We start from the raw sequence: 23,938 nt of genomic DNA, 5'->3' as shown, positions 1-23,938 counted from the left end.
AAGGTGAATCAGATCGTTCATTCGGTAGGCCCCAGGAAGGCCACCTGGACCCACCTCGCACTCGCAGTAAAAAGCGTTGATGACACTATCGCCTGGTATGAAAAATACACGCATCTGCGCGTGCTGCGCCAGCGCGAGGACGAGGATGGCAAGAACGTCTGGCTGGCCGATCCGAATGAGAAGGAACGGGCATTCGTGCTGGTGGCGGGGCAGTTCTTCGAAGGTCACGATCCCTTCGCGCCCAAACAGCATCTGCCGTTGGGGCCCTTTGCCCATATCGGTATCGAGCTGCCCACAAGGGAAGCGGTGGACGCCGTGGCTGAACTCGCCCGCGAAGGCGGCTGTCTCGCGCTGGGCCCGATGCAGTTCCCCAAGGAAGACGTGGGCTACATCTGCTTCCTGAAGGACCCGGATGGCAACACCATCGAATTCTCCTACGATCAGGGCGTGTTCGAAGCTGCCCGCGATCTCTGGCAGGTCGGCGCCGACGCCTGATTACCCTAATACGGGCGCCTTTCGGGGCGCCCGCCCGGCACTGGTGACTGACGGAGTAACGGAATGAGCGGACGCATCGGGCTGGCTGGCTCGATCGGGGACATCGCCGAGGCGGTGCGTGCGGGCAAGGTAACGGCCCGGAGCGTGGCGAGCGAGGCGATAGTGCGCGCGGATGCCTATGAGGCAGTTCAGCCGCAAGTCTGGATAGCGCGGGTTCCCCCCGCTGACGTGCTTGCAGCCGCAGCGGAGGTGGACCGGCGCATCGCCGCCGGGGAAGACCTGCCGCTGGCCGGTGTCCCATTTGCCGCAAAAGACAATCTCGATGTTGCAGGCATGGTTACAACCGCTGCCTGCCCTTCGGCCGGATATGTGGCGGAACGTTCGGCGAGAGTGGTGGAATTGCTGGTGGGGGCCGGGGCGGTCCTCATCGGCAAGACCAATCTCGACCAGTTCGCCACGGGCCTTGTCGGCACGCGGAGCCCCTATGGGGCATGCGGCTGCGTGTTCGATAAGAGCTATGTTTCCGGCGGGTCCAGTTCCGGGTCGGCGGTTGCGGTCGCCGCCGGAATTGTGGCCTTCGCTCTCGGCACCGATACGGCTGGTTCAGGCCGGGTTCCGGCTGCGTTCAACGGCCTCATCGGCCTGAAGCCTACCAAGGGCCGCTGGAGCACACGCGGGCTACTGCCTGCCTGCCGCTCGCTCGATTGCGTCAGTGTGTTTGCCCATTCGCTGGAAGATGCCCGCGCGGTGGATGCCGTGCTGACCGCCTTCGACGAGGAAGATATCTACTCGCGCGAAGCCGGGGTTCATGCGGCGCCTGAACGGCCCCGCATCGGCATTCCCCGCAAGGAAGATTTGCACTTCCTGGGGGACGCCGAATCCGCTGCTTTCTACACCGAGGCTGCCCGCCATGCCGGTACGCTTGGCGAAGTGGTGGAAGTGGATATTTCCCAACTGCTCGACTGCGCCCAGCTGCTCTATTCCGGCCCCTGGGTGGCGGAACGCACTGCCGCGCTCAAGGGCCTGCTGGAAACCAACCCCAAGGCGATCCACCCGGTCGTGCGCGGGATCGTTCAGTCCGGTTTGAGCAAGAGCGCAGTCGATGCGTTCGAGGGGCAATATGCCCTCAAGCTCTATGAACGGGCCGCGCAGGCCATCTGGCGCGCAGTGGATGTGCTGCTGCTGCCGACGACGCCCACGATCTACACCAAGGAGCAGTTGCTGGCCGATCCTGTGGCGCTGAACAGCAATCTGGGCCTCTATACCAATTTCGTGAACCTGCTGGACATGAGCGCACTGGCCATTCCGGCAGGGTTCCGCGCCAATGGAACGGGCTTTGGCGTGACGCTGATGGGCCCGGCCTGGGCCGACGGCTTCCTGCTCGATTTCGCATCTGCCTTTCAGGAGAACCAGACCATGTCCGCCACGCCGCCGCTCGACGAAACGCCGCACAAGGCAGACATTCAACTCGCTGTGGTTGGCGCGCATCTGCATGGCATGCCGCTCCACTTCCAGCTGGAGGAACGCAACGCGCGGCTGGTCCGCAAGGCCAAGACCGCACCTGCCTATCGCCTCTATGCGATGGAAACCACGCCGCCCAAGCCTGCCTTGATCCATGTGGGCGAGGCGGATGGCAGCGCGCTGGAACTGGAAATCTACGAGATGGACTATGCCAGCTTCGGCAGCTTCGTGGCGGAAGTCCCCGCACCGCTCGCCATCGGCACGGTGACGCTGGACGATGGCAGCGAAGTGAAAGGCTTCGTGGCCGAACCGCGCGCGATGGAGGGATCGAAGGACGTAACCTCGTTCGGCGGCTGGCGGGCCTATATCGCTTCGTTGAAGGGGTAGGGCGAACGGATTTGGGGAGTGGCTTTCACTCCCTTTCTTCGTCATTCCCGCCTGCGCGGGAATGACGAAGAAGGGGAAAGTTCGAAAACACTTTCCTACAGGCCCCCAAATGGCGTTTATCCTGCGCGATGAACAGCCCTGCTTCCGCTCAGCCTTATGCCCTCATAGCCCGTGTCAGCCGGGTTTGCGGGAACGCCTCACGCCTGCACGATAACCCGAATTGGAAGGTGACATTCCGGCTCGCCCATCGGTCTGAAAAACGGCTCGAAACCGCAGTGAACGGGGCCGATACACCGCGAACGAAAACCGGCATTTCCCGGCCCGCAAAGGTGACACATCACTCAACCGTTTCCGGGCGAGGTGATCAATCACCCCGCCCGGACAAATGCGCGGCGCTCGGGCGCCGGCTCTCCCAACCTTCAGGCCCGCAGCAGCGGATCGCTTACGCCCGGCTTGCCGTCCTCGATCCGGCCCGCAAGGCGGATGGTCCAGCCTTCCGCATCGATCGTGAAATCATACCAGCCATGGCTTTGCGAGGCGGGCCAAGTGGCATTGACCTTCTTGCCCGGTGCCACGGTCAGCTGCTTGCGCGGGTTCGCGCCATACAAATCATTGCCCAGCGTCAGCGGCAATTCGCCTTGCGCCGCATTCTCCAGCGTCAGCCCCAAGGAATGGCCCGCTGTATCGTAGCGCGCCGTGAAGGTGGGCAGGGCAGCGCCCGCGCGGGCAGTGAAGGAGCGCATGAAGCCGTTGGGCCCCAGCACCAGCAGATCGGCGCCTTGCTTGGGGTCGATTGCCCAATCGTCGCTCAGCACCTTGCCTGCTTCCACGCAATAGCGGCGCGGGATGCGGTCGAGATGGAGCTTGTCATAGACATGGAAAGTGGCACCCACCTTGCCTTCGTTGACGAAGCTGAGCGCAATCGCGCCATTGGCCGCCTTCGCGTCGACATGCAGCACATAGGGCAGGGGGCGGGCACGGCGCAGGCCCTCTTCCTGGAACAGCCCTTCCGCCGCGCGCGGGGGCAGGATCTTCGGGCGCTTGAGGTGCTCGGCCAGCACGGCCACCGATCCGCTGGCATCGGGCAGCGGCGGGAAGGCGGCATCGCCTTCCATGCTGAAATCGAAGCAGGAGGTCAGGTCGCCGCACATCTTGCGATGCCACGGGCTGATTGCCGGAATGGTCAGGCCGAAGCGCTGTTCGAGAAACCGGCCGACCGAGGTGTGATCGAAGGTTTCCGAGCTGACCCAGCCCCCCTTGCTCCAGGGCGAGACGACATACATCGGCACGCGCGGGCCCAGGCCGAAGGGCCGGGTGGTGCCGGTCACATTGTCGTCGCGCGAGGTGTATTTGTCCTCGTGATCGTCGAAATAGTGGCCGTCCAGCGGGAAACTCGCCTTGCCGGCGAGCGTGCCGTCCAGATTGTAGGAGGGCGGGGCGGGGGGAGGCAGATGGTCGAACAAGCCGTCGTTCTCGTCAAAGGTCTGGAAGAACACGGTGCTGGCCCAGACTTCCGGATTGGCGGTGAGCGCGTCCAGAACGCGCGCGGTATATTCCGCGCCTTCAATGGGCGTGGAGGCGGAGGGGTGTTCCGACCATTCCTTGGGCGGCAGCACCCACGACACGGCGGGCAGGGTGCCGTTCATCACATCCTGTTCCAGCTGTTCAAGCGACCAGTGCTTCATCCCGCGTTCGTAAAGCGGTTCGCCCGGTTTGCAGTTGCGGAAGCCCTTGAAGGCCAGCCCGCCGTGCATCGCGCCGGTCCAGTTGTCGTTCGGGTCCTGATAGATGCGCCAGTCCACCCCATGCTGTTCCAGCACCTCGGGGATGGTGGGCCATTCCAGATCGTTGCCGGCATAGGTGTAGCCCGGTTCCGGCAGGGAGCCCTTGATCCAGCAGCGCAGATTGTTCGGCTCGGACTTGTCTTCCCGGCAATTGCGCCCGGCGGCCTGTTCGGCCGGGTCGAAATTGGAGCCGGACCAGAAGACGATCCGGTTGGGATCGGTGCCCGTGGTGATCGAGCAGTGATAGGCGTCGCAAATGGTGAAGGCTTCTGCCAGCGCGAACTGGAAGGGGATGTCCCCGCGCTTGTAATAGCCCATGGAATAATCGGTCTTGAACTTGGGCCACAGGCCGAAGCTGCCTTGGTTCCACGCCGCCTGCGCATCGGAGAAGCTGTGCGGGGTGCCGGGCACCTTCATCGCATTGGTCTTTTCCGTGTCCAGCCAGAAGGGCGGTAACACGCGCGCTCCGTTGGACTGTTCCCACACGCTGCGGCCTTGGGGCAGGGGCACGGTGTGCCGGTCGCCAAAGCCGCGCACGCCCTTCATGGTGCCGAAATAATGGTCGAAGCTGCGGTTCTCCTGCATCAGGATCACGATGTGCTTCACATCCTTGATCGTGCCGGTCACGCGCCTGGCGGGCAGGGCCAGCGCCCGCTCGATGCTCAGCGGGAAGGCACTGGCGGCACCCAGCGTTCCGAGGCCTTTGAGAAAATCGCGCCTGTTGTTCTTCACGGGACCGTCTCCTGCTTGGGTGAATTGATCAGAGGAAGCGCCGCCGCAGCCGGGCCGAAAGCTGGTCCAGCGCAAGGACGACAAGGAAGATCGCGATCAGGATGGTGCCGACATGGCCATATTCGAACATGTCGTAGCGGCCCTTCAGTTCCTGCCCGATGCCGCCCGCGCCCACGAGGCCGATCACCGTGGCCATGCGGACATTGCGGTCCAGCACGTAAAGCGTAGCGCCAACGAATTGCGGCATCACCTGTGGCACTACGGCCAGCCGCCAGATGGCGAGCTTGCTGGCACCGATGGCAGCCAGTGCCTCCTGTGGGCGGGGGTCGGCATTTTCCATGTCATCGGCGTAGAACTTGCCCAGCACGCCGGCTGAATGGAGTCCCAGCGCCATGAAGCCCGCGACCGGCCCGAAGCCATAGGCGATCACCAGAAACAGCGCGCTGATCAGTTCCGGCACGGCACGCAGAAAGCCCACGGTGGAATGGGCCACAAACCGCGCCGCGCCATAGGGCATGATGTTGCGCGCCCCCAGCATGGCGAGCGGCAGGGCCAGTACCGCGCCTACCAGCGTGCCCCAGAGCGCGATTTCCAGTGTTTCGACGATCTTGATCGCGACATGGCCCAGATAGCCCAGGGGATGGACCAGATAGGTCTTTTCCACCGGGCGGGATTCCAGCTGCAACGTGGCCGGGTTCAGCGCCTGCTCGGTTGAGCGGACCTGCTCCACATAGGCGAAGGGCGGGAGGCGTTCCGGATCGAAATCGTCGATCCGGGCCACATCCTGCCGGTCGGAGATCTGCAGCGGGAACAGGCGGGACAAGACATTGCCCAACCCCTGATCGGGCGCTTCGTCCTCTCCGACACCTGCCTTGGCAAGGAGGGCCGAGCCGGTAAGCGATGCCATCTTGCCGACTTCGACACGCTGGCCGGTGACAAACAGCAGGGCGAGTGCGGCAAGGACAAAGAGGACGGCTTTCGCGCCATAGGGCTGCGGATAGGTCCAGCCGGCGCTGCGCGGTGCAGGGGCAGAGGTCGTCATACCGCCTCCCTGAGCGGAAGCGGCTCGAAGGGCGGGGCAGGCTCGGCGCGGGTATAGATCACGGCCAGATCGCGTTCGCACAGCTGTTCCGGCGCACCGTCGAAGATCACCCGGCCGCGATGCAGCGCCACGATCCGGTCGGCAAAGGCCCGCGCCAGATCGAGCTGGTGCAGGCTGCACAGCACAGTGGTGCCGTGTTCGCTGGCCTGCGCCTTGAGCAGTTCGAGTACTTCGCGGCCAAGCGCAGGATCGAGACTGGCGACGGGTTCGTCGGCCAGGATGATCGCGGGATCGGCCATGAAGGCGCGGGCGATGCCCAGCCGTTGTTGCTGTCCGCCCGAAAGCTGCTCTGCCCGGCGGCACAGATGCGCCTCGTCAAGGCCCACCGCATCAAGCATGGCGCAGGCCCGTTCTTGCAAGGCGGCCGGATAGAGACCCGAAAGAACGCGCCATAGCGGCAATAGCGCCACTGCGCCTGCCATCACATTCGCCGCGCCGCTGGAGCGTGCGACAAGGCCGAAATGCTGGTGAACCATGGCGATCCGGCGGCGCAGGCCGGGCAGGGATCGGCGGTTTACCGGCTGTCCGCCGATCAGCACCTGCCCCTCGCTGGGGGTTTCAAGCCCGTTTACGCAGCGCAGCAGAGTGGATTTTCCCGCGCCCGAATGACCCAGCAGCACGCAGAACTGCCCGGCCGGGATTGCCAGATCCACACACTCCAGCGCCCTTGTGCCGTCGGGCCAGCTCTTGCCGATGCCATCGAAGCGGATGTCCAGCCCCATCCGGCTCATCGCTGGGAGGCCTTCTTCAGGATTTCGCCCTTCAGCTCGTCGCTGACCAGTGCGAGCTTGCGCGCGGCCCCGTCGAATTTCTCCGGCGGGAAGTGCGCGTCATAGCCATCGATCTGGGCGCCGCCATAGCCGCGGATCATCTCAGGCTTGATGCCGGGGGCTTTGGCCACACCTTCAAATGCGTCGCGCAGCTTCTGCTTTGTGGCCTCGGGCAGGCGCGTATTGACCACCAGCGGCGGGTAGGGGATCGGTTCGCTACGGGCGATCACCTTCACGCCGGTTGCGCCTGGCACGCCTTCACGCACGGCCTTGTCATAGGAATCGAAGGACAGTGCGGCTGCGTCCACGCGGCCTTCGATCAGGGCGGCCAGACTGTTGGCGTGACTGCCGGTGAGGCGCAGGGCCTTGAGATCCTTCACGGGATCAACGCCCGCCTCGATCAGCATGGCCATGGGATAGGCGAAGGAGGAGGTGGAATTGACATCCCCCAAAGCCACGTCCTTGCCTTTCAGGTCTGCGATCGTGTTGATGGCAGAGGATTTGGGCGCGAACAGGCCGGCGTAATAGACGGACTGGCCATCCTTCACGCCCACGGCCAGCAATTGAGCGCAATTGCGCTGTTTGGCCTGCAGATAGGTAACGGGGCCGACGAAGGCGACATCGGCATTGCCGCTGCACAGAGCCTCCACCACGGCGCCATAGGACTGGGCGACTTTCAGGTCGAATGTAATGCCCGCGCTTTTGCCGACGGCGTCGAACAGGGGGCGGTAATCAGCCAGCGTTCCGCTTTCGGTGCCGCCATCGGCGGGGATCAGCAGAACATGCAGCGGCTGGCTTTCCGCATCGCCGCTCTTGCCCGAACAGGCCGCCAGGCCCGCGAATGCCAGCGCCGCCAGTGGCAGAAAAGCTGTCTTGAACTTCAGTTTCATCGTCCCGTCCTCCTGAGCGAATGCGTGTGCAACCGCGCCGCTAGGCCTGCGGCATGACGGGTGAATGAAACTGTCCGGCGGCGAAGGGCCAAGGATCTGTCCTCAGGAAAAGGTTGCCGGACGGGAGTGGGATTGCCCCCGCCCGGCCAAGCGCATCAGAACGTGGTGGAGTAGGAAAGGAACACGCTGCGCGGCTTTCCTTCGAACGGATAGCCGTAGTAATATTCCGGGCTGCTGGTGGTGATTTCGCCCCGGACGAACGCCTCGCTGTAGCGCATGTTGCCGTAGCCATAGCGTTCGGCATATTTTGCATCGAAGATGTTCACGACGCGCAGCTGGAAGCGGTGCTGCTGTTCCTCGCCAGCCCAATAGGCAATCGATCCGTTCATCACGAAGTAATTGCCGAAATTGTGCCGCAGCTTGCCACCGACGCCGCCCGTCGACCATTCCGGCCCTTGATATCGGGGGAACAGGCTGATGTGGAAACGCTGGTCAGGCGAATTCCAGTTCAGCGTGCCCTGGATCATGAATTCGGGCGTTTCGTTGATCTGCAGATCTGAACCCTTCAGATGCGCGTCCTGCTTGGTGAAGCCCAGGTTCAGCACCCATTGCTTGCCGATCGTCAGGTCCAGGTCGGCGGTGATGCCGCGAATCTGGGTGAGAGCGGTGTTGTTGTAATAGGTGTTCGGCGTCAGACCCGAAGTGCCCTGGATACGGTTGGTGATGTCCGTGCGGAACAGGCCGGCCTCGATCCGCAGATTGGCGCCGCCCAGATCCTTCTGGAAACCGATCGCGCCATTATAGGTTTCGGTCGTTTCCGGCTTCAGGTCGGGATTGCCGACCAGGGTGGCGCTCTCCGCATAGAGTTCGTTGGTCTTGGGCAGGCTGTAGGATGTGCCGCCATTGGCGCGGATGTAGAAATCGCCGATGGGCTGGCGCAGGCCGAACTTCCAGATGAACTTGCTGTCGAAGGCCTTGGAAAAGTCCATGCGGCCGGCAAGGCTGATGGCGGTATCCGGGCTGAAAGGCAGCACCGGGCGCAAATCGGCATAGAGGCCGGTGGTGGTGTTCCAGTCATTGCTGATCGGGAAGACGGGATCGGAATCATTGCGATAGGCTGTGCGCTGCACGCCCAGCACCGCCTCGCCGACATTCTCGAAAGTCAGCGTGTTGCGCAGGTTCAGGCCATATTCCAGGAAGCCGCTGACCTTGGAATCCTTGCCAAAGCCCTTGTTGGGAAAGGGGATCGAATGGCCAGTGGCCTTGCCGTAAGCGACCGGCTTGCCATCATCCGGATTGATACATCCGGCGGGCTGGCGGCAGATTTCGGCATAGGTTTCAGTATTGTTGAGCTTGGGATTGCTCCAATAGGCCGTGAATTCGGTCAAAACCGAGTCTGACCAGCGATGGGAAATACCGCCATCGATGATCGGATAGCGCACGCGATTGGGGGAATAGGTTTCGGCGTCCGGGAAGGCATCCTGGAATTCGATCTGCGTATACTGGCCGTTGAGGGTCAGCTCGGTCCTGTCGCTGGGGGCATAGCGCAGCTTGATGCCCACATTGTTGCGGTTGAGCGGATATTTCTGGATGCCGCCGGCGGCCGCCACATTGTCCACGAAATCGGCCGGGTTGAAGATGCGCGGGCCATCGGTGTTCTGGGCGCTGCCATAGACCATCACGCCCAGCTTGCCTTCGGCATCGAGCTTGGCCTGGGCATTGCCCCACAATTCGCGCGAATTGAACGAGCCGTAGCTGGCGCCCAGTTCCACCTTGTCCTCGCCGGTAGGGCGCTTGGTCTTGATGCTGACCACGCCGATGCCGCCATTGGAGCCAAAGAACAGGCTGTTGCCGCCGCGGAACACCTCCACATGGTCGATCATATGCGGATCGATCGTGGTGGTGCCCCAGATTTCTTCCAGCGCCGGGCCACGGTCATAAAGCGGCACGCCATCGAGCACGACCAGCGTATCGCGGTCCCCGCCGCCATCGAGGCGGATGGTATATTCGCCTTCGTCGGGCGAGTAGCCGACATTGGCGCCCTTGATCAGGAACTGGGCCAGTTCCGCGAAGTTGCTGGCGCCGCTGGCCTCGATCTCCTGCGAGGAGACGACCTGCACGTAATTGCCGAACTTCACCGCTTCCTCGGCCACCTGGGATGCCTTCACGGCTTGGCCAGTGACGACGATGGAGCCCTGCTCTGCCGAGGCGGCTTCGGCTTCGGCGTTCGCTTCTGCTGCCTGTGCCGTGCCGGTCGCCATGATGGCCGGTGCTGTCAGCATCGCCAGAATGTGAGCGACGGAATGATATGAGCGTTTCTTCACCGCTGATCCCCTGAATTGGAACTGTGCCGGGGCGGGGGCTCGGACCGGCTGAGGAGTGGCCCCTCGGGGCTTCAGCTCGATTCGGGTCATCGCCTGCCAGGGGCCACTATGCGGGTCATGTGACACTTGAATGAAAAACACTCATTCCTATGCGATAAAGAAAGTAAGAAAAGCGCATTATAGATTGAGGAAATGCTGCGCCGCGAGCGGGAAGGGGCGGAAATTCCGAGGCTTGACGATATTGAGTGATACTCAATAGTGGCGCTTCATCAGGTGAGCGTGCATGATGGCGGGAATGGAACAGAGGGGGCGATCGTGGCAGATGCGAACAAGCCAGTGAAGGCGCCGAAGGGGCGGGCCTCGCAGACAGATAACCGCCCGGTTGAGAATGCGCTGGGCCGGATTCGCGTGGCCCAGCCCAATATGGCGAAGAGCGCGCAGCGCATCGCCCAGTTCATTCTCGAACGCCCGGAAGAGATCGTGGGCATGTCGGTGACGGAACTGTCCGAGGCGACGGGCGTGAGCGAAGGCAGCGTCATCAATTTCTGCCGCAGCATCGGTCTTTCCGGCTTCCAGCAGATGAAGCTCAGCCTGGCGCAGGAAATCGTCCAGCCGGTCCAGTTCATTCACGAAGATCTGGAACGGGACGACGATATGGAAACGATCTGCCGCAAGGTCTTCCATTCCGGCATACAGGCCTTGCGCGATACGCTTTCCGTGCTGGAGCCGGCGGCGCTGGAACGCGCTGTCGCCGCGGTTCGCGGGGCGAAGCGGATCGAAATCTACGGTATCGGATCGTCAGCGCCGATTGCCGAGGATGCTCAATATCGGATGCTGCGCATCGGGCTGGATGTACGGGCAGTGACCGACAGCCACATCCAGGCCATCAGCGCCTCGCGCTGCGATCCCGATGTCACCACGATTACCATCTCGCATAGTGGCGCCACGCATGAGACGGTCGCCGCGACCCGGCTGGCGAAGGAGGCGGGTGCCAAGACGATTGTCGTCACCAATTTCGCCCGTTCGCCGATCCAGGCTTTCGCGGATATCGTGCTGTTCACCATGGCCCGCGAGACGCGCTTTCGTACCGAAGCCATGACCAGCCGGATCGCGCAGATCTGCGTGGTTGACGCGCTGATCGCCGGATTGGCGCTCGCCGATTACGATCATGCCACTGATGTTCTGAAGAAGACTTTCGACGTACTTTCGATCAAGCGATTCTGAACCGGATCATTCCGCCGCCAACGGTTCCAGCAGGTCGTCCAGACTGAGGGGAGATTGGCCGCCCACCAGAATGGGCCGGATGCCGAGTTGCAGCGCGCCTTCGCCATCCGTTTCGGGATTATCGCCGATCATGACGGCTTCGCGCGGGGCGATCCCAAGGCGATTGCAGGCCCGCTCGAACAGCAGGGGGCCTGGTTTGCCGATGATCAGCGGGGCCGGGCCGTGCGAGCCCGTGCAGGAAAGCAGCGCGGCCAGCAGGGCTCCGGTTTCAGGTACCAGCCTGCCGCCCGGGCCGGGATGGGTCCGGTCCGCATTGGCAACCACCAGCCGCGCTCCGCCGCTCACAGCATTGGCGGCGCGCTCCAGCTTGGCATAGTTGAAGCGGGCATCGCGCATCAGCAGGACGAGATCGGGATCTTCCCGCACCAGCGGAATGCCCAGATCCATCGCGTGGCGCCGCATGGCCGTGGAGGCCAGCATCAGCACGCGCCGGTATCCAGCGGCGCGAACATGGCGCAGGGCCTCCATCCCGGCGGTGAAAATTCGCTCTTCCGGAACGTCCAGCCCGTTGCGGGCCAAAATCCGCGCGAAATCAGCAGCCAGATGTGTGGAATTATTGGTGATTACCGCCACCTGCCGCTGGTGGCGCGCGATCAGCCGGGCCGCGGCGGGCAGGATGCGATTGTTCACCGCAACGCAGCCGTCCCAGTCCAGCAGCAGGCCATTTGCTGCTTCAAGCGCTTCGCGTTCAGCCCAACCTAAAGGGGCCAGCACCTCCAGAGACAAGTCACTTCCCCTTCCCACACGAATCCGGGGCGCCTACCTAGGTTCAATACGACAACGTGTAAATATGAGTATATCTCATTTTTTGTGCTATTCTGAAACGCGGCAGGCGGGCAGGGCCGTAGCAAAGGGAGGAGGCGGGGGAGCGGAGATGGCAGCCGGGCGGAGATTGCCACTCGGCCCGGTCTTCGCTATGGGCCTCCCGCCCAGGTGGCGGCACTGGTGACGTGTTCCGCAAGCTCCCAGCCAACCGCACCGGGCCAGTCCGGCCACCGACCGCCCCCGGTGACCTTCCGGCGGGGACTTATGTCCTCGCGCTTTTTTGGCCGCGCTTTTCGCGGCCCGAAGGGGTGATCGAGATGTTCCATAGCGTCCGCGCCTTGCGGGATATGGCAGCCGCGCCATCGGGCCGGGATAGGCCATGCCGGTACCGCCATCCTTCGTCATCCCGACTGCTTTCTGGAAGGCGCACCAATCAGCGTAGCGACGGGCAAGTCACCGCCTGATAAGGCACCGCAGCTTCACCTTATCCCCTCACCTTAATCGACAGGCCCCAAATGCTCCGCCGTGTTCTCTCAATCTTCGAACCCTTCATCCTGATGCTGGTCGGCACGGTGGTCCTCGCCTCCCTGCTGCCTCCGGTCGGAGTGTTCGTGCAGATATTTGGCGGGTTGGCGGATGTCGGCATTGTGCTGCTGTTCTTCCTCCACGGGGCCAAGCTCTCGCGTGAGGCGATCCTTGATGGCGCGCGCAACTGGCGGCTGCATCTGGCGGTCTTCGCGGCGACCTATGTGTTGTTTCCTGTCCTTGGCCTGGGCTTTTCGGCCATTCCGGGCCTGGCCGCGCCAGTGGCGACCGGTATCCTGTTCCTCGCTTTGCTGCCTTCCACTGTGCAGTCTTCCATCGCCTTCACGGCCATCGCCGGAGGCAATGTGGCAGCGGCCGTGTGCAGCGCCTCGCTCTCCAATCTCATCGGTGTGGTGCTGACGCCTGCGCTGGTTGCGTTGCTGATGCATGGCGCGGTGGGCAGTGGCGGTGTCTCGCTGGAGGCCGTGCAGACCATCCTGCTGCAATTGTTGCTGCCTTTCGTGGTCGGGCACTTGCTGCGCCCGGTGATCGGTAGCTGGGTCCAGCGCAACAAGAAGCTCGTGACGGTGGTGGATCGTGGCTCGATTCTGCTGGTGGTTTACACGGCATTCGGCGCGGCAGTGGTGGAGGGGCTGTGGCACCGGCTCACCGGGCTCGATCTCGCGATGATCGTTGCGCTGTGTTCAGTACTGCTGGCCATCGTACTCACCGCGACCTGGGGAACGGCGCGGCTGATGCGCTTCTCGCGTCAGGACGCGATCGTGTTGCTGTTCTGCGGCTCGAAGAAGAGCCTGGCCTCCGGCGTTCCCATGGCGGGCGTGTTGTTCGCACCGTCGCAGGTGGGCCTTATCATCCTGCCGCTGATGCTGTTCCATCAGCTGCAGCTGATCGCCTGCGCCATCATCGCACGACGGCTTGCGGAAAACGGCGGGGCGGAGGCGGCTCCAGCGAAAGGGTGACACCGCCGCCGCGACTGCCTAAAGCCCGGGAAGCAATTCCAAGGGCAGGGCGATGCCGAAAATCCGGCGCATACCGATCGATACTCATCCGGAAAACACCGCATTCCTTCTGCGCCACGGTGATCTATATTCGCCCGAGCAGTTCCAGGCCCTGCGCAAGCTGCGGGTGAAGGCCGATTGCGGGGAAATTCTGGCGACGCTGGCGCTGGTGGACGACCCTGCCATCGTCGCCCCCGGTGAAATCGGGCTGGGCGAACAGGCATTCCGCCGCCTTGGCCTGCCCGAAGGGACGGAAGTGAGTTTCGAACAGGCGCTCGCCCCCGCCAGTCTCGAATATGTGCGCCGCAAGATCGGTGGCTATACTCTGGGGGAGGGGGAGATCACCGCGGTGATCCGCGATGTCGCATCCCATCAATATTCCCCGATGGAGATTGGCGCCTTTCTGGTGGCCTGCGCCGGTTTCATGACCACGGACGAAACGCTGGCTCTTACGCGCGCCATGATCGAGGCAGGCAATCGGCTCCATTGGGAAGCGCCGCTGGTGGTGGACAAGCATTGCATTGGCGGCATCCCCGGCAATCGCACCTCGATGATCGTGGTGCCGATCGTGGCGGCTCACGGCCTGCTCTGCCCCAAGACTTCCTCGCGCGCGATCACTTCCCCCTCGGGCACGGCGGATACGATGGAAGTGCTGGCCGAAGTGGACCTGACCGAGGCACGGATGCAGGAAATCGTCGCGCGTGAGAATGCCGTGCTGGCTTGGGGGGGGCGGGTAAATCTCTCCCCGGCTGACGATGTGCTGATCTCGGTCGAACGGCCCTTGCGGCTCGATACGTTCGAGCAGATGGTCGCCTCCATCCTGTCGAAGAAGATCGCGGCCGGGTCCACTCATCTGGTGATCGACATTCCCATAGGCCCCACTGCCAAGGTGCGCACGCAAAGGGACGCGGTTCGCCTGCGCAAGCTGTTCGAATATGTGGCAGGCAGCATTGGCCTTATCACCGATATCGTCTTCACTGACGGATCGCAGCCCATCGGGCGCGGGATCGGGCCGGTGCTGGAAGCGCGGGACGTTATGGCAGTGCTGCGCGGCGATGCCGATGCGCCGCAAGACCTGCGCGAGCGGGGGCTGCTGCTGGCCGGGCATATGCTGGAATTCGATCCATCGCTCAGGGGCGGGGAAGGGCTCCGCAGGGCGCGGGAATTGCTCGACAACGGGGAAGCTCTCGCCGCGATGCAGCGGCTGATCGAGGCGCAAGGCCCCTGCCGGGAACAGTTTTTGCCCGGCGCCCATTGCCACGAAATCCTGTCCCCGCGTGAAGGGAAGGTGCTGGGCATCGATTGCGAGCGCATTGCCCGGATCGCGCGCCTTGCCGGTGCACCGATGGACAAGGGCGCGGGGATCGACCTGCTGCACAAGGTGGGCAGCAAAGTGAAGGTGGATGAGCCGCTCTATCGTATTCACGCCAATTCAGAGACGGGGCTGGCCTTCGCGCGTGATCTGGCCGCCGAGAATTCGGGTTATGGGATCGCCTGATGGGAACTGCATTATTCGCCTTCGCCGAATGTGCCGAGCCGGCCGCTCGCCTTGCACAGGAACTGGGCATTGCCCTGCGCGAAGTCAGCGTGCACCATTTCCCGGATGGGGAAAGCCTTGTGCGGGTGGACCCGTGGGAAGGCACGGCGCTGCTTTATCGCTCGCTGGACGATCCGAATGCCCGGCTCGTTGAATTGCTGCTCGCAGCGTCTGCCTTGCGGGAGAATGGTGCACGGCGGGTGATGCTGATTGCGCCTTATCTGGCCTACATGCGGCAGGACATTGCCTTCCATCCCGGCGAGGCCGTGAGCCAGCGGGTGATTGCCGGATTGCTGGCACATTGGTTTGACGGCGTGCTGACCGTCGATCCCCATCTCCACAGAATCGCGACGCTCGCGGAGGTCATGCCGGGGACGGATGCGGTATGTATTACCGCTGCGCCGCTGCTTTCGGCTGCGCTGGTCAGGGCGGCTGGTGCCGTGCTGGTCGGGCCGGATAGCGAATCCCGCCAATGGGTGACGGCCATCGCCGCGCCGCTGGGGCTCGATGTGCTGGTGGGTGAGAAGATCCGCAGCGGCGACCGGCAGGTCGCGATCCGGATTCCTGGCATCGAGAGGGTTCGGGGGCGCCCGGCGGTGCTGGTGGACGATGTGGTTTCGAGCGGGCAGACCCTGATCGAGGCGGCGCAATTGCTGCGGCAGGCGGGCGCCACCCGGATCGAGGCGCTGGCCACGCATTGCCTGGCCCGGCAAGTGGATCTTGCCCGGATGGAAGAAGCCGGCATCGCCGAGCTGCGTTTTACCGACAGTGTCGGCAGGTCGGGCGGAACGATCCCGCTCGCCCCGCTGATTGCGGAAGCGATCCGCACTCAGGGCTGGCTGGATTGAGAGGAACCTATGGCAGAACATCCCCTTTCGCTGACCTTCCACGGCGCCGCGCATACAGTCACTGGTTCCTGCATGGAATTTCGCTGCGATGGCCATTCGCTGCTGGTCGATTGCGGGATGTTTCAAGGTTCCCGCACGCTGGAAAACCTCAACGCGGGGAACTTCGCCTTCAATCCGGCGCAAATCCAGGCCGTCGTGCTCACTCATGCGCATATTGACCATAGCGGGCTGTTGCCCAAGCTGGTGGCGCAGGGTTTCAAGGGCGACGTTTGGTGTACCGGGCCGACCAGGGACCTTCTGGAACATATGCTGGCGGATGCCGGGCGTATTCAGGAAGCCGATACCGAACGCCGCAACCGGCGTCGCGACAGGGCGGGAGAAGATCCGTTCGAGCCGGTCTATACCGAGCAGGACGCCCTTGCCGCCTGGAAGCTGTGCCGGGCCGTGCCGCTGGAGGAATGGTTCGAGCCTGTGCCCGGCTTTCGGGCGCGGCTGTGGAATGCGGGGCATATTCTCGGTTCGGCCTCGGTCGAACTGGAAGCGGGCGGGGTGAGAGTGATGTGTTCGGGTGATGTAGGCCCGGAAAACAAGGCCTTCCTGCTCGATCCGGAGGGGCCTGCCGGGTTCGATCATGTGATCTGCGAATCCACCTATGGCGATCGCCAGCGGGAAAAGATCACCATGGAGGAACGGCGCAAGCTGCTGCAGGCCGAGGTGATTGCCGCCATCACTCGCGGCGGAAATCTGGTGATCCCGGCCTTCGCGCTGGAGCGGACGCAGGAATTGTTGCTCGATCTGGCCTTCCTGCTGCGAGAGCGTTCCATTCCGGATGTGCCGGTGTTCATCGATTCCCCCCTGGCCAGCCGCACGACCGGTGTTTTTGCGCGTTATGCTGCGGAGTTGGAGGATACGGGCGGGGTCAATGTGTTCGAGCATTCCTCGTTCCATTTCGTGAACGATGTTTCGGAATCGATCCGGCTCAATTCCGTATCGGGCGCGATCATCCTGGCGGCTTCCGGCATGTGCGAGGGCGGGCGTATCCGGCATCACCTGATGCACAATCTCCATCGGCGGGATTCTACGGTTTTATTCGTGGGATTTCAGGCGCAGGGCTCTCTGGGCCGGGTGATCCTGGAGGGAGCGAAGACAGTGCGCATTTCCGGTGCGGATGTGCGGGTTCGGGCGCAGATCAGGCGGATTGACCACTATTCGGCCCATGCCGATCAGGGCGAGCTTCTGGCCTGGATTGGTGCGCGGGCGCCGATTTCCGGGAGTTTGATCCTCGATCATGGGGAGCCCGAGGGGCTGGAGGGGATGCGCCGGGAATTGCAGCGCCTGATGCCTCAATTGGCGGTAAAACTCCCTGAGATCGGGGAGAGCTATGGCCTCGCGCCCGGCAAGCCCGCCAAGCGGACGGCAACGGGAAATCTCGCTGTGCAGCAATCGGTCGGGCGGGACTGGCAGAATGAATATGCGGCCTTCGTCACCAGCCTGAAGGGCGAACTGGCGCGCATCAAGGACGAGCGCCGCCGCGAGCAGGCGATTGCGAGAATGCGTGAAATTATTGATTCATATGCCGAATTTCGCAACGGAAAGAACGTCCGTAAAGGCACTCGAAGCGCGCATAAAGGCGGCTAGCCTGCTCAGGCACGCCCGTCGGCCCGCCAGTCGCGCGCCTTTGCAAGCAGCTCGACAACCTCGGCATCGTCCGTCTGGGTGAAGTCTCCATAATGAGCGCCCACGGCGTAAAATGGCTCCGGCATGGCGAGGCAGACGATCTTCGCGCAGAGCGGCTCCAGCTGCCACAGCGCCGAACGCGGCGCGACCGGGACGGCGAGCGTGACCGAGGCCGCGCCCGTCTTCGCCAGTGCCTTCAGCGCCGCCTTCACTGTGCCGCCGGTGGCGATCCCGTCATCCACCAGCACGATGTTGCGCGCGGCCAGCGGGATGGGATCGCCCGTGCGATAGGCGGCGCGGCGACGCTCTATCTCGGCAAGCTGGCGGGCGGTCTCCCGCTCGATATAGGTGGCGTCCGCCCCGGTGAGGCTTGCAGCACGTTCGTCGATCACGATCTGGGGGGATGCACCGTCCACCAGCGCACCGATGCCATATTCCTCATGCCCCGGCGCGCCGATCTTGCGCACCAGCAAGATGTCGAGCGGGGCCTTCAGCCGCCGTGCGATCTCGAAGGCGAGCGGCACGCCGCCGCGCGGCAGGGCCAGCACCACCGGATCGGCAAGGCCCAGCGGCTCTATCGCATCGGCCAGCATCTGCCCGGCCTCTCGCCTGTTGACGAAATAATCCGGGCCGGGCCTCATGCGTTCTCTTCCGGCAGATGGCGGGTGAACCAGTCCAGCGCTAGGGCCACCACCTGATCCAGTGTGCCCGGTTCTTCGAACAGATGACCCGCGCCGGGCACCAGCACCAGCTGGCGCTCGCAATGCATGGCGTCATGCGCGGCCTGATTGAGATCGATGACGATCCCGTCAAGGCTGCCCACGATCAGCAGGGTGGGGGCCGTGAGGCTGGCCAGTGCCCGCTCTCCGGCAAGGTCGGGCCGCCCTCCGCGCGAGACGATGGCGGCGATGCGGGGATCGCCCGCCGCCGCGCGGATGGCGGCCCCGCCCCCGGTACTCGCGCCGAAATAGGCTAGGCGCAAGCGGGCCGTGGCGGGCTCGCTTGCACACCAGTCCACTGCCAGCCTGAGGCGCGAGGCGAGGAGCGCGATGTCGAACACATTGCGCCGGTCCTGCTCTTCCGCCGGGGAGAGCAGGTCCAGCAGGAGCGTGGCAAAGCCGCCCCGGCGCAATTGGGCGGCTACATAATTGTTGCGTGGGCTCAGCCTTCCGCTGCCGCTGCCATGGGCGAAGATCACAATGCCGCGCGCATTGGCTGGTATGCACAGAATGGCGGCCAGGCCGATCTCCCCCACCGCCACTTCGCGGCAATCGGAGGGCAGGGTGCGCATGGAGCCTGCCCCGGTCGTGCCCGCCGCGCTCATAGGCCGAAGGGCCATGTCTCGGGGGCGCCATGGGGCCGCTCACGCCCCAGAGGAGTGACCGCGCGGCTCTGTTCGAACCAGACATAGGCATCGAACTGGTCGGCCAGAACCGCCTCGAAATAATGGCTCGCAAGCTCGCTTTGCGGGCGATAGATCACGCCGATCGCCCGTTCGAGCAAGGTCTGGGAAAGGGCGGAGGACAGTTCAGTGCCCTTGCCGCCTCCGGTGCGCGTGAACCGCCAGTCGGTAAGGCTGCGGGCAAGGCCTGCGCCGCGAAACGCGCCTTCCCAGCTATCGTCCCGCGCCGGGCGCACCTGCATCACCTGCATTTCCGCTCCCCAGTCGGAGGCCGCCGCCACCGTGCCGCGATCCGTGCCGAAACCGATCAGCACGGCCTGATCCCCATAGGTATTGCGCACCAGCTCTCCGATGTTGAATTCGCCCTGCCATCCCATCGAAGTGGCAGAGGCATTGCCGACATGGGAATTGTGGGCCCACACCACGGCGCGCGCTTGCCCGTGATGCGCCATCAGCGATTGCAGCGTGTCGAACATGTGCCGGTCCCGCAGGTTCCAGCTTTCCGCCGCTCCGCGATACATGGCCCGGTAATAGAGTTCCGCCGCGCGCACGATGCGGGCATTCTGCTCGGCATCGAAATAGGCTTCGCCGTCTCTCCTGCCTTCGCCAGTCCCGTGATCGGCAATCAGTTCCATCCGCCGGGCAAGCAGGTGACGAAGCTGCGCCACCATGGCATCCTCGCATTTTGCCAGCCCTTCATAACGCACGGCGCGCCCATAATGCTGCGGCTCGTCCTGCCAGGGGGTTAGACAGCCATAGCGACGGCGGGCCTCGCTCGCTTCCTCGGGCGCATGTTCTTCCAGATAGGCGATCACGGCATGGATCGATTCCCGCAGGCTGTAGACATCCAGCCCGCGCATGGCGGCGCGATTGTTTTCGGGCAGGGCCCGATTGTGGCTGCGCAGCCAGTCCGCAAAGGCCAGCACTTCCTGATTGCGCCACATCCAGGTGGGAAAGCGGGTGAAGGGTTCCCCGTTCATGGGGCGGGGCGCACCATGGCGAACATAATCGTCGATCCGGGCGACATCGGGCCAGTCGCCTTCCACCGCCACGATATTGAAGCCGTGCCGTTCTATCAGGCGGCGCGTGATCTGTGCGCGGGCGGCATAGAATTCATGCGTGCCGTGGGTGCCTTCGCCCAGCAGAACGATACGGGCATCGCCAAACCGATCAAATGCAGCGCTGAATTCTGGCGTATCGGGCGAAGGTAGCACCTCGCCATGGGCGCGCAGAACGGCGGACAAATCTTCCGCTGGTATTTGGAGCGGCGAATGAACGGCCATACCAATAGACTCCCGTCGGTGGGAAGTTCTTGGCTTATGATACTGCATTGTAGCTGCAACGGCCACATTGACCTGCGTCAAGGCGCAGGGAAGTGCACTCAGGCTGTTTTGCCCTGCGAATAGAGGTTATTGCAGGGCTGACGGCGCGCCCGCGTCGCCGGCGGAGTTCTTCCACGATGCCGAACGGAGATGAATGGTGGGCGTGTGAGGCAGCCGGTCTGGCCGCCCGACTTGGCAGCAGGCCCGGCGGGCTGACCCCCGCAGAGGCGCAGCGCCGGGTGGAGCATCACGCAGCCACCGGCCCGCGCCATCCGGCCCTGCGGCTGTTCGTCAGCCAGTTTGCCACGCCGCTGGTCATGATCCTGATCGTGGGGGCGCTGCTCTCGCTGGTGCTGCGCGAATGGGTGGATGCGGTGATTATCCTGGCCATCGTCGCGGGCAGCGGGGTGCTGGGCTTCACGCAGGAATATGGGGCATCCCGCGCCATTGCGGAGCTGCGTTCGCGGTTGGTCCGGCAGGTGCGGGTGCTGCGCGGCGGAGCGGAAGTTTCCGTGCCGCTCGACGATGTGGTGCCGGGCGACGTGGCGCTGCTCAAGGCGGGGGATCTTGTCCCCGGGGATGGCGCGATCCTGCAGAGCGATGCCTTGCTGGTGGATGAGGCGGTGCTGACCGGGGAAGCTTTCCCCGTGGAGAAATCGCCCGGCAGTTCCGCTGCGGAGGCGCCGGTTTCCGAGAGGCTGGGGGCGCTGTTTCAGGGCACGTCCATCCGCAGCGGCACGGCGCGGATGCTGGTGGTGAAGACCGGGCGGCAAACCCAGTTTGGCGCCATCGAACACACTCTGGAAGCGGCAGAGGAGAAGACCGAATTCGCGCGCGGCCTTGCCGGTTTCGGGGCGATGTTGATGCGGGTGATGGTAGTGGTGGTCAGTCTGGTGCTGGCCGGCAGTCTGTTTCTGGGGCGGGATCTGGTAACCTCCCTGCTGTTCGCCGTGGCGCTAGCGGTGGCGATTTCGCCGCAGCTCCTGCCTGCCATCGTCAGCGTCACGCTGGCAGCGGGCGCGCGGCGGATGACCAGCCATGGCGTGCTGGTGCGGCGGCTGGAAGCGATCGAGAATCTGGGCGGAATGGATGTGCTGTGCACGGACAAGACCGGCACACTCACCAAGGGCGCCATCGCGCTGAGCGCGGCAGTCGGCCCGGAAGGGGAACAATCGGGCGAAGTGCTGCGGCTGGCGGCGGCCAATGCCCGCTTGCAGACCTCCATGGCCAGCGCGCTGGACGAAGCGATCCTGAGCGCGGCCTCCGCCGCCAGCGTGGATCTTTCGGGCTTCGAGAAGATCGAGGAGATCCCCTATGATTTCACGCGCAGGCGCTTCAGCGCAAAGGCGCGGATCGACGGGGGAAGCGCGGAATGGATCTGCAAGGGGGCGGTCAAGGAAGTGCTGGAAGGCTGCACCTCGATCCGCTCGGGCGGGGCGGCCCTGCCGCTCGATGCCGCTGCACGCCAGAAGGTTGAGACGTTCCTGCGTGCCAAGGCGGAGGAGGGCTTCCGCACGCTGGCGCTCTCCACCGGGCAGGAAGGTTCCGCCTGTCTTGAAGGTTTCCTGCTGTTCTACGATCCGCCCAAGCGCGGCATCCAACGCACGGTGGCCGCGCTGCTTCGCCGGGGGATCGCGGTGCGAATTGTCAGCGGGGACAATCGCTATGTCAGCGGCCATATGGCCCGCGTTATCGGATTTCCTGAAGGCGAGGTGGTGACGGGCGAGCAGATCGCCGCGCTGGATGACGATGCGCTGGCTGCGCGGATCGGCGGAATATCGGTGTTCGCCGAAGTAGAACCCCAGCAGAAGGAACGCATCGTGCGCGCCTTCCAGAAGGCCAACCATGCGGTTGGCTATATGGGCGACGGGATCAACGATGCACCAGCCTTGCGCGCGGCGGATGTCGGCATATCGGTGGACAGCGCGGTCGATGTGGCGCGGGAAAGCGCGGATATTGTGCTACTGCGGCCAGACCTCAACGCCATCCGGCGCGGCGTGGAAGATGGGCGAAGAACCTTTGCCAACACGCTGAAATATATCGCGATCACCACCAGCGCCAATTTCGGCAATATGATCAGCATGGCGCTGGCCACTGTGCTGCTGCCTTTTCTGCCGATGCTGCCGGTGCAGATATTGCTCAACAATTTCCTGTCCGATCTTCCCGCCATAGCCATTGCCGGGGATGCGGTGGACAAGGAAAGGCTGGCCTCCGCCCAGAGGTGGGACATTCGCCGCATCCGCAATTTCATGATCCTGTTCGGGCTGATCAGCACCCTGTTCGATCTGGCGACCTTCGCCTTGCTGCGGCTGGTGTTCCACACGGATGAGGCGGATTTCCGCACCAGTTGGTTCGTAGTCTCGCTGCTGACCGAACTGATGGCGCTCTTCGTTTTGCGCACCAAGCGGCCGTTCTGGCAAAGCACGCCCGCGCGGCTGCTGCTGTGGAGCAGCGTCTTCGTGGCCGCGCTGGCGCTGGCCTTGCCCTACAGCGGGCCGATTGCGGCCCTGTTCGCCTTCGTGCCGCTGCCGCCGATGCAGATTACTGCGATGCTGGGACTGGTGCTGCTCTATGCGCTGGTCACCGAAGTGGCCAAGCGCCGCCACCATTTACAGGCCGATTGAGCATGACAGGCTGGCGGCGTTGGGTGGTGGGCATCGTGGTAGTTGCCGCGCTGCTCGGCATCGTGCTGCGCATGGGGGAGCTTGAGAATTACGTGCGCCTGCTGCGCCAGTCCCGGCCTGGCTGGCTGCTGGCGGCGGTGCTGCTCCAGCTCTCCACCTATGTCAGCCTCGCACTAGGATGGCGCGAAGTGCTGCGCCTGGGCGATGGGCGCGCGCCTGCCCTGAAACTGCTGATCCGCATCGCCTTTTCCAAGCTGTTCGCCGATCAGGCTTTGCCCATGGCGGGGATGGGCGGCAATGTGCTGCTGGTCGATCAGCTGACTGCCGCCGGGGCAACGCGGGGCACTTCCATGGCGGTGCTGCTGATCTCGATCCGCGCCTTTTACGCGGCCTATCTGCTGCTGGCGCTGGCCTGCCTGTTCCTGCTGTGGCTGCACGGGCAGGCGACTGCGCTGATGGCGGGACTGGTTACGACTTTCATCCTGGTGGCGCTGGCCATTCCCGCTCTGGCACTATGGCTCCGCCGCCGGGGCAGCAAGCCGCTGCCCCCTGTTGTGGAGCATATCCGCCCCATCGCCCAATTGCTGCAGACCATGGCGGAGGCGCCCGGTGCGCTGGTGGGGGACCGGGCGCTGCTGCTGCGCGTCACCGGCTTCAACGCGCTGGTCTTCCTGGCCGATATATTAACGCTCTATACCTGCCTCAGGGGGCTGGGTGTGGAAACGGGCATATCCACCGCCCTGATCGCCTTCTCGCTCGCCTCAATCGTGGTCACGCTGGGGCCGATCCCGCTGGGGCTGGGGACGTTCGAGGCGACCAGCACCAGCACGCTGCATTTGCTGGGTGTGCCGATCGAGGCGGCGCTTTCCGCCACTCTGCTGCTGCGTTTCCTGACCCTGTGGCTGCCACTGGCCCCGGGCTTCATCCAGATGCACCGCATCACCCGCCCGCACCGCGCGAAGCGGGCGGACGGGGGGAATGCGGGGTAAG

At 63.9% G+C, this 23,938-nt stretch carries 18 protein-coding genes; 9 read left to right on the top strand and 9 right to left on the bottom strand.

Annotation, left to right across the window (positions count from 1 at the left end; translation table 11 throughout):
• The first annotated feature begins 3 nt into the window (after positions 1-3).
• A complete protein-coding gene (locus tag H0274_RS07460; protein ID WP_226794283.1) occupies positions 4-495 on the top strand; it encodes a VOC family protein in 492 nt (163 codons plus the stop codon).
• 63 nt (positions 496-558) lie between these two features.
• Entirely contained in the window at positions 559-2,343 is a 1,785-nt protein-coding gene (gene atzF / locus H0274_RS07455; RefSeq protein ID WP_226794282.1) for an allophanate hydrolase, read from the top strand.
• 419 nt (positions 2,344-2,762) lie between these two features.
• Here atzF and H0274_RS07450 read toward each other — a convergent pair whose 3' ends face one another.
• The 5 genes from H0274_RS07450 to H0274_RS07430 all read right to left on the bottom strand — a co-directional run bounded on the left by H0274_RS07450 (position 2,763) and on the right by H0274_RS07430 (position 9,945).
• On the bottom strand, positions 2,763-4,859 hold the full coding sequence (locus H0274_RS07450) for a phosphocholine-specific phospholipase C (protein ID WP_226794281.1): 2,097 nt from the start codon (positions 4,857-4,859) through the stop codon (positions 2,763-2,765).
• Between the two features lie 28 nt (positions 4,860-4,887).
• On the bottom strand, positions 4,888-5,901 hold the full coding sequence (phnE, locus tag H0274_RS07445) for a phosphonate ABC transporter, permease protein PhnE (protein WP_226794280.1): 1,014 nt from the start codon (positions 5,899-5,901) through the stop codon (positions 4,888-4,890).
• Positions 5,898-6,692, bottom strand: coding sequence for a phosphonate ABC transporter ATP-binding protein (locus H0274_RS07440; protein ID WP_226794279.1), 795 nt, complete (start codon positions 6,690-6,692; stop codon positions 5,898-5,900). Before H0274_RS07440 ends, phnE begins: the two co-directional genes overlap by 4 nt.
• Entirely contained in the window at positions 6,689-7,621 is a 933-nt protein-coding gene (locus tag H0274_RS07435) for a phosphate/phosphite/phosphonate ABC transporter substrate-binding protein (protein ID WP_226794278.1), read from the bottom strand. The genes H0274_RS07440 and H0274_RS07435 overlap by 4 nt, the downstream gene beginning before the upstream one ends.
• Positions 7,622-7,776: 155 nt before the next feature.
• Entirely contained in the window at positions 7,777-9,945 is a 2,169-nt protein-coding gene (locus tag H0274_RS07430; RefSeq protein WP_226794277.1) for a TonB-dependent receptor plug domain-containing protein, read from the bottom strand.
• Positions 9,946-10,203: 258 nt separating this feature from the next.
• On the opposite strand from H0274_RS07430, the gene H0274_RS07425 reads away from it, so the two are divergent.
• The gene (locus H0274_RS07425; protein WP_226794276.1) at positions 10,204-11,169 is read left to right on the top strand and encodes a MurR/RpiR family transcriptional regulator; all 966 of its coding nucleotides are present in this window, start codon (positions 10,204-10,206) and stop codon (positions 11,167-11,169) included.
• 6 nt (positions 11,170-11,175) lie between these two features.
• On the opposite strand, the gene H0274_RS07420 is transcribed toward H0274_RS07425, so the two are convergent.
• Entirely contained in the window at positions 11,176-11,955 is a 780-nt protein-coding gene (locus tag H0274_RS07420; RefSeq protein ID WP_226794275.1) for an HAD-IIA family hydrolase, read from the bottom strand.
• A 554-nt stretch (positions 11,956-12,509) separates the two neighbouring features.
• On the opposite strand from H0274_RS07420, the gene H0274_RS07415 reads away from it, so the two are divergent.
• Genes H0274_RS07415 through H0274_RS07400 form a run of 4 tightly spaced genes read left to right on the top strand, consistent with a single transcriptional unit; the run spans position 12,510 to position 17,561 of the window.
• Positions 12,510-13,499, top strand: coding sequence for a bile acid:sodium symporter family protein (locus H0274_RS07415; protein WP_226794274.1), 990 nt, complete (start codon positions 12,510-12,512; stop codon positions 13,497-13,499).
• A 52-nt stretch (positions 13,500-13,551) separates the two neighbouring features.
• A complete protein-coding gene (locus tag H0274_RS07410; RefSeq protein WP_226794273.1) occupies positions 13,552-15,036 on the top strand; it encodes a thymidine phosphorylase family protein in 1,485 nt (494 codons plus the stop codon).
• Positions 15,036-15,923: a ribose-phosphate diphosphokinase gene (locus H0274_RS07405; RefSeq protein ID WP_226794272.1), complete on the top strand. Its 888-nt coding sequence runs from the start codon at positions 15,036-15,038 to the stop codon at positions 15,921-15,923. Before H0274_RS07410 ends, H0274_RS07405 begins: the two co-directional genes overlap by 1 nt.
• A 9-nt stretch (positions 15,924-15,932) precedes the next feature.
• A complete protein-coding gene (locus H0274_RS07400) occupies positions 15,933-17,561 on the top strand; it encodes an MBL fold metallo-hydrolase (protein WP_226794271.1) in 1,629 nt (542 codons plus the stop codon).
• 5 nt (positions 17,562-17,566) lie between these two features.
• Here the strand turns inward: H0274_RS07400 and H0274_RS07395 are convergent, their stop codons facing one another.
• From H0274_RS07395 to H0274_RS07385, 3 genes are read right to left on the bottom strand one after another with little or no spacing between them, the layout of a single operon-like run.
• Positions 17,567-18,241, bottom strand: a complete 675-nt coding sequence (locus tag H0274_RS07395; protein ID WP_226794270.1) for a phosphoribosyltransferase — start codon at positions 18,239-18,241, stop codon at positions 17,567-17,569.
• A complete protein-coding gene (locus H0274_RS07390; protein ID WP_226794269.1) occupies positions 18,238-18,939 on the bottom strand; it encodes a dienelactone hydrolase family protein in 702 nt (233 codons plus the stop codon). The genes H0274_RS07395 and H0274_RS07390 overlap by 4 nt, the downstream gene beginning before the upstream one ends.
• The gene (locus tag H0274_RS07385) at positions 18,921-20,285 is read right to left on the bottom strand and encodes an erythromycin esterase family protein (protein WP_226794268.1); all 1,365 of its coding nucleotides are present in this window, start codon (positions 20,283-20,285) and stop codon (positions 18,921-18,923) included. The genes H0274_RS07390 and H0274_RS07385 overlap by 19 nt, the downstream gene beginning before the upstream one ends.
• A gap of 176 nt (positions 20,286-20,461) precedes the next feature.
• Here H0274_RS07385 and mgtA point away from each other — a divergent pair, with 176 nt between their 5' ends.
• Both mgtA and H0274_RS07375 read left to right on the top strand, forming a co-directional pair.
• Positions 20,462-22,948: a magnesium-translocating P-type ATPase gene (mgtA, locus tag H0274_RS07380; protein ID WP_226794267.1), complete on the top strand. Its 2,487-nt coding sequence runs from the start codon at positions 20,462-20,464 to the stop codon at positions 22,946-22,948.
• A gap of 2 nt (positions 22,949-22,950) precedes the next feature.
• On the top strand, positions 22,951-23,937 hold the full coding sequence (locus H0274_RS07375) for a lysylphosphatidylglycerol synthase transmembrane domain-containing protein (protein WP_226794266.1): 987 nt from the start codon (positions 22,951-22,953) through the stop codon (positions 23,935-23,937).
• The last annotated feature ends 1 nt before the right edge of the window (position 23,938 follow it).

The organism is Fulverythrobacter ferritrahens, from assembly GCF_020539485.1.
Taxonomy (GTDB): domain Bacteria; phylum Pseudomonadota; class Alphaproteobacteria; order Sphingomonadales; family Sphingomonadaceae; genus Andeanibacterium; species Andeanibacterium ferritrahens.
The sequence above is the reverse complement of the archived record's forward strand: the minus strand, read 5'-3'. Positions and strand labels throughout refer to the sequence as shown.

Bases quoted from the DNA above. Each gene is read 5' to 3' on its own strand.
- atzF (WP_226794282.1), top strand. From the start codon at position 559: ATGAGCGGACGCATCGGGCTGGCTGGCTCGATCGGGGACATCGCCGAG.
- phnE (WP_226794280.1), bottom strand. From the start codon at position 5,901: ATGACGACCTCTGCCCCTGCACCGCGCAGCGCCGGCTGGACCTATCCG.
- H0274_RS07440 (WP_226794279.1), bottom strand. From the start codon at position 6,692: ATGAGCCGGATGGGGCTGGACATCCGCTTCGATGGCATCGGCAAGAGC.
- H0274_RS07435 (WP_226794278.1), bottom strand. From the start codon at position 7,621: ATGAAACTGAAGTTCAAGACAGCTTTTCTGCCACTGGCGGCGCTGGCA.
- H0274_RS07415 (WP_226794274.1), top strand. From the start codon at position 12,510: ATGCTCCGCCGTGTTCTCTCAATCTTCGAACCCTTCATCCTGATGCTG.
- H0274_RS07410 (WP_226794273.1), top strand. From the start codon at position 13,552: ATGCCGAAAATCCGGCGCATACCGATCGATACTCATCCGGAAAACACC.
- H0274_RS07405 (WP_226794272.1), top strand. From the start codon at position 15,036: ATGGGAACTGCATTATTCGCCTTCGCCGAATGTGCCGAGCCGGCCGCT.
- H0274_RS07400 (WP_226794271.1), top strand. From the start codon at position 15,933: ATGGCAGAACATCCCCTTTCGCTGACCTTCCACGGCGCCGCGCATACA.
- H0274_RS07395 (WP_226794270.1), bottom strand. From the start codon at position 18,241: ATGAGGCCCGGCCCGGATTATTTCGTCAACAGGCGAGAGGCCGGGCAG.
- H0274_RS07390 (WP_226794269.1), bottom strand. From the start codon at position 18,939: ATGGCCCTTCGGCCTATGAGCGCGGCGGGCACGACCGGGGCAGGCTCC.
- H0274_RS07385 (WP_226794268.1), bottom strand. From the start codon at position 20,285: ATGGCCGTTCATTCGCCGCTCCAAATACCAGCGGAAGATTTGTCCGCC.
- mgtA (WP_226794267.1), top strand. From the start codon at position 20,462: ATGCCGAACGGAGATGAATGGTGGGCGTGTGAGGCAGCCGGTCTGGCC.
- H0274_RS07375 (WP_226794266.1), top strand. From the start codon at position 22,951: ATGACAGGCTGGCGGCGTTGGGTGGTGGGCATCGTGGTAGTTGCCGCG.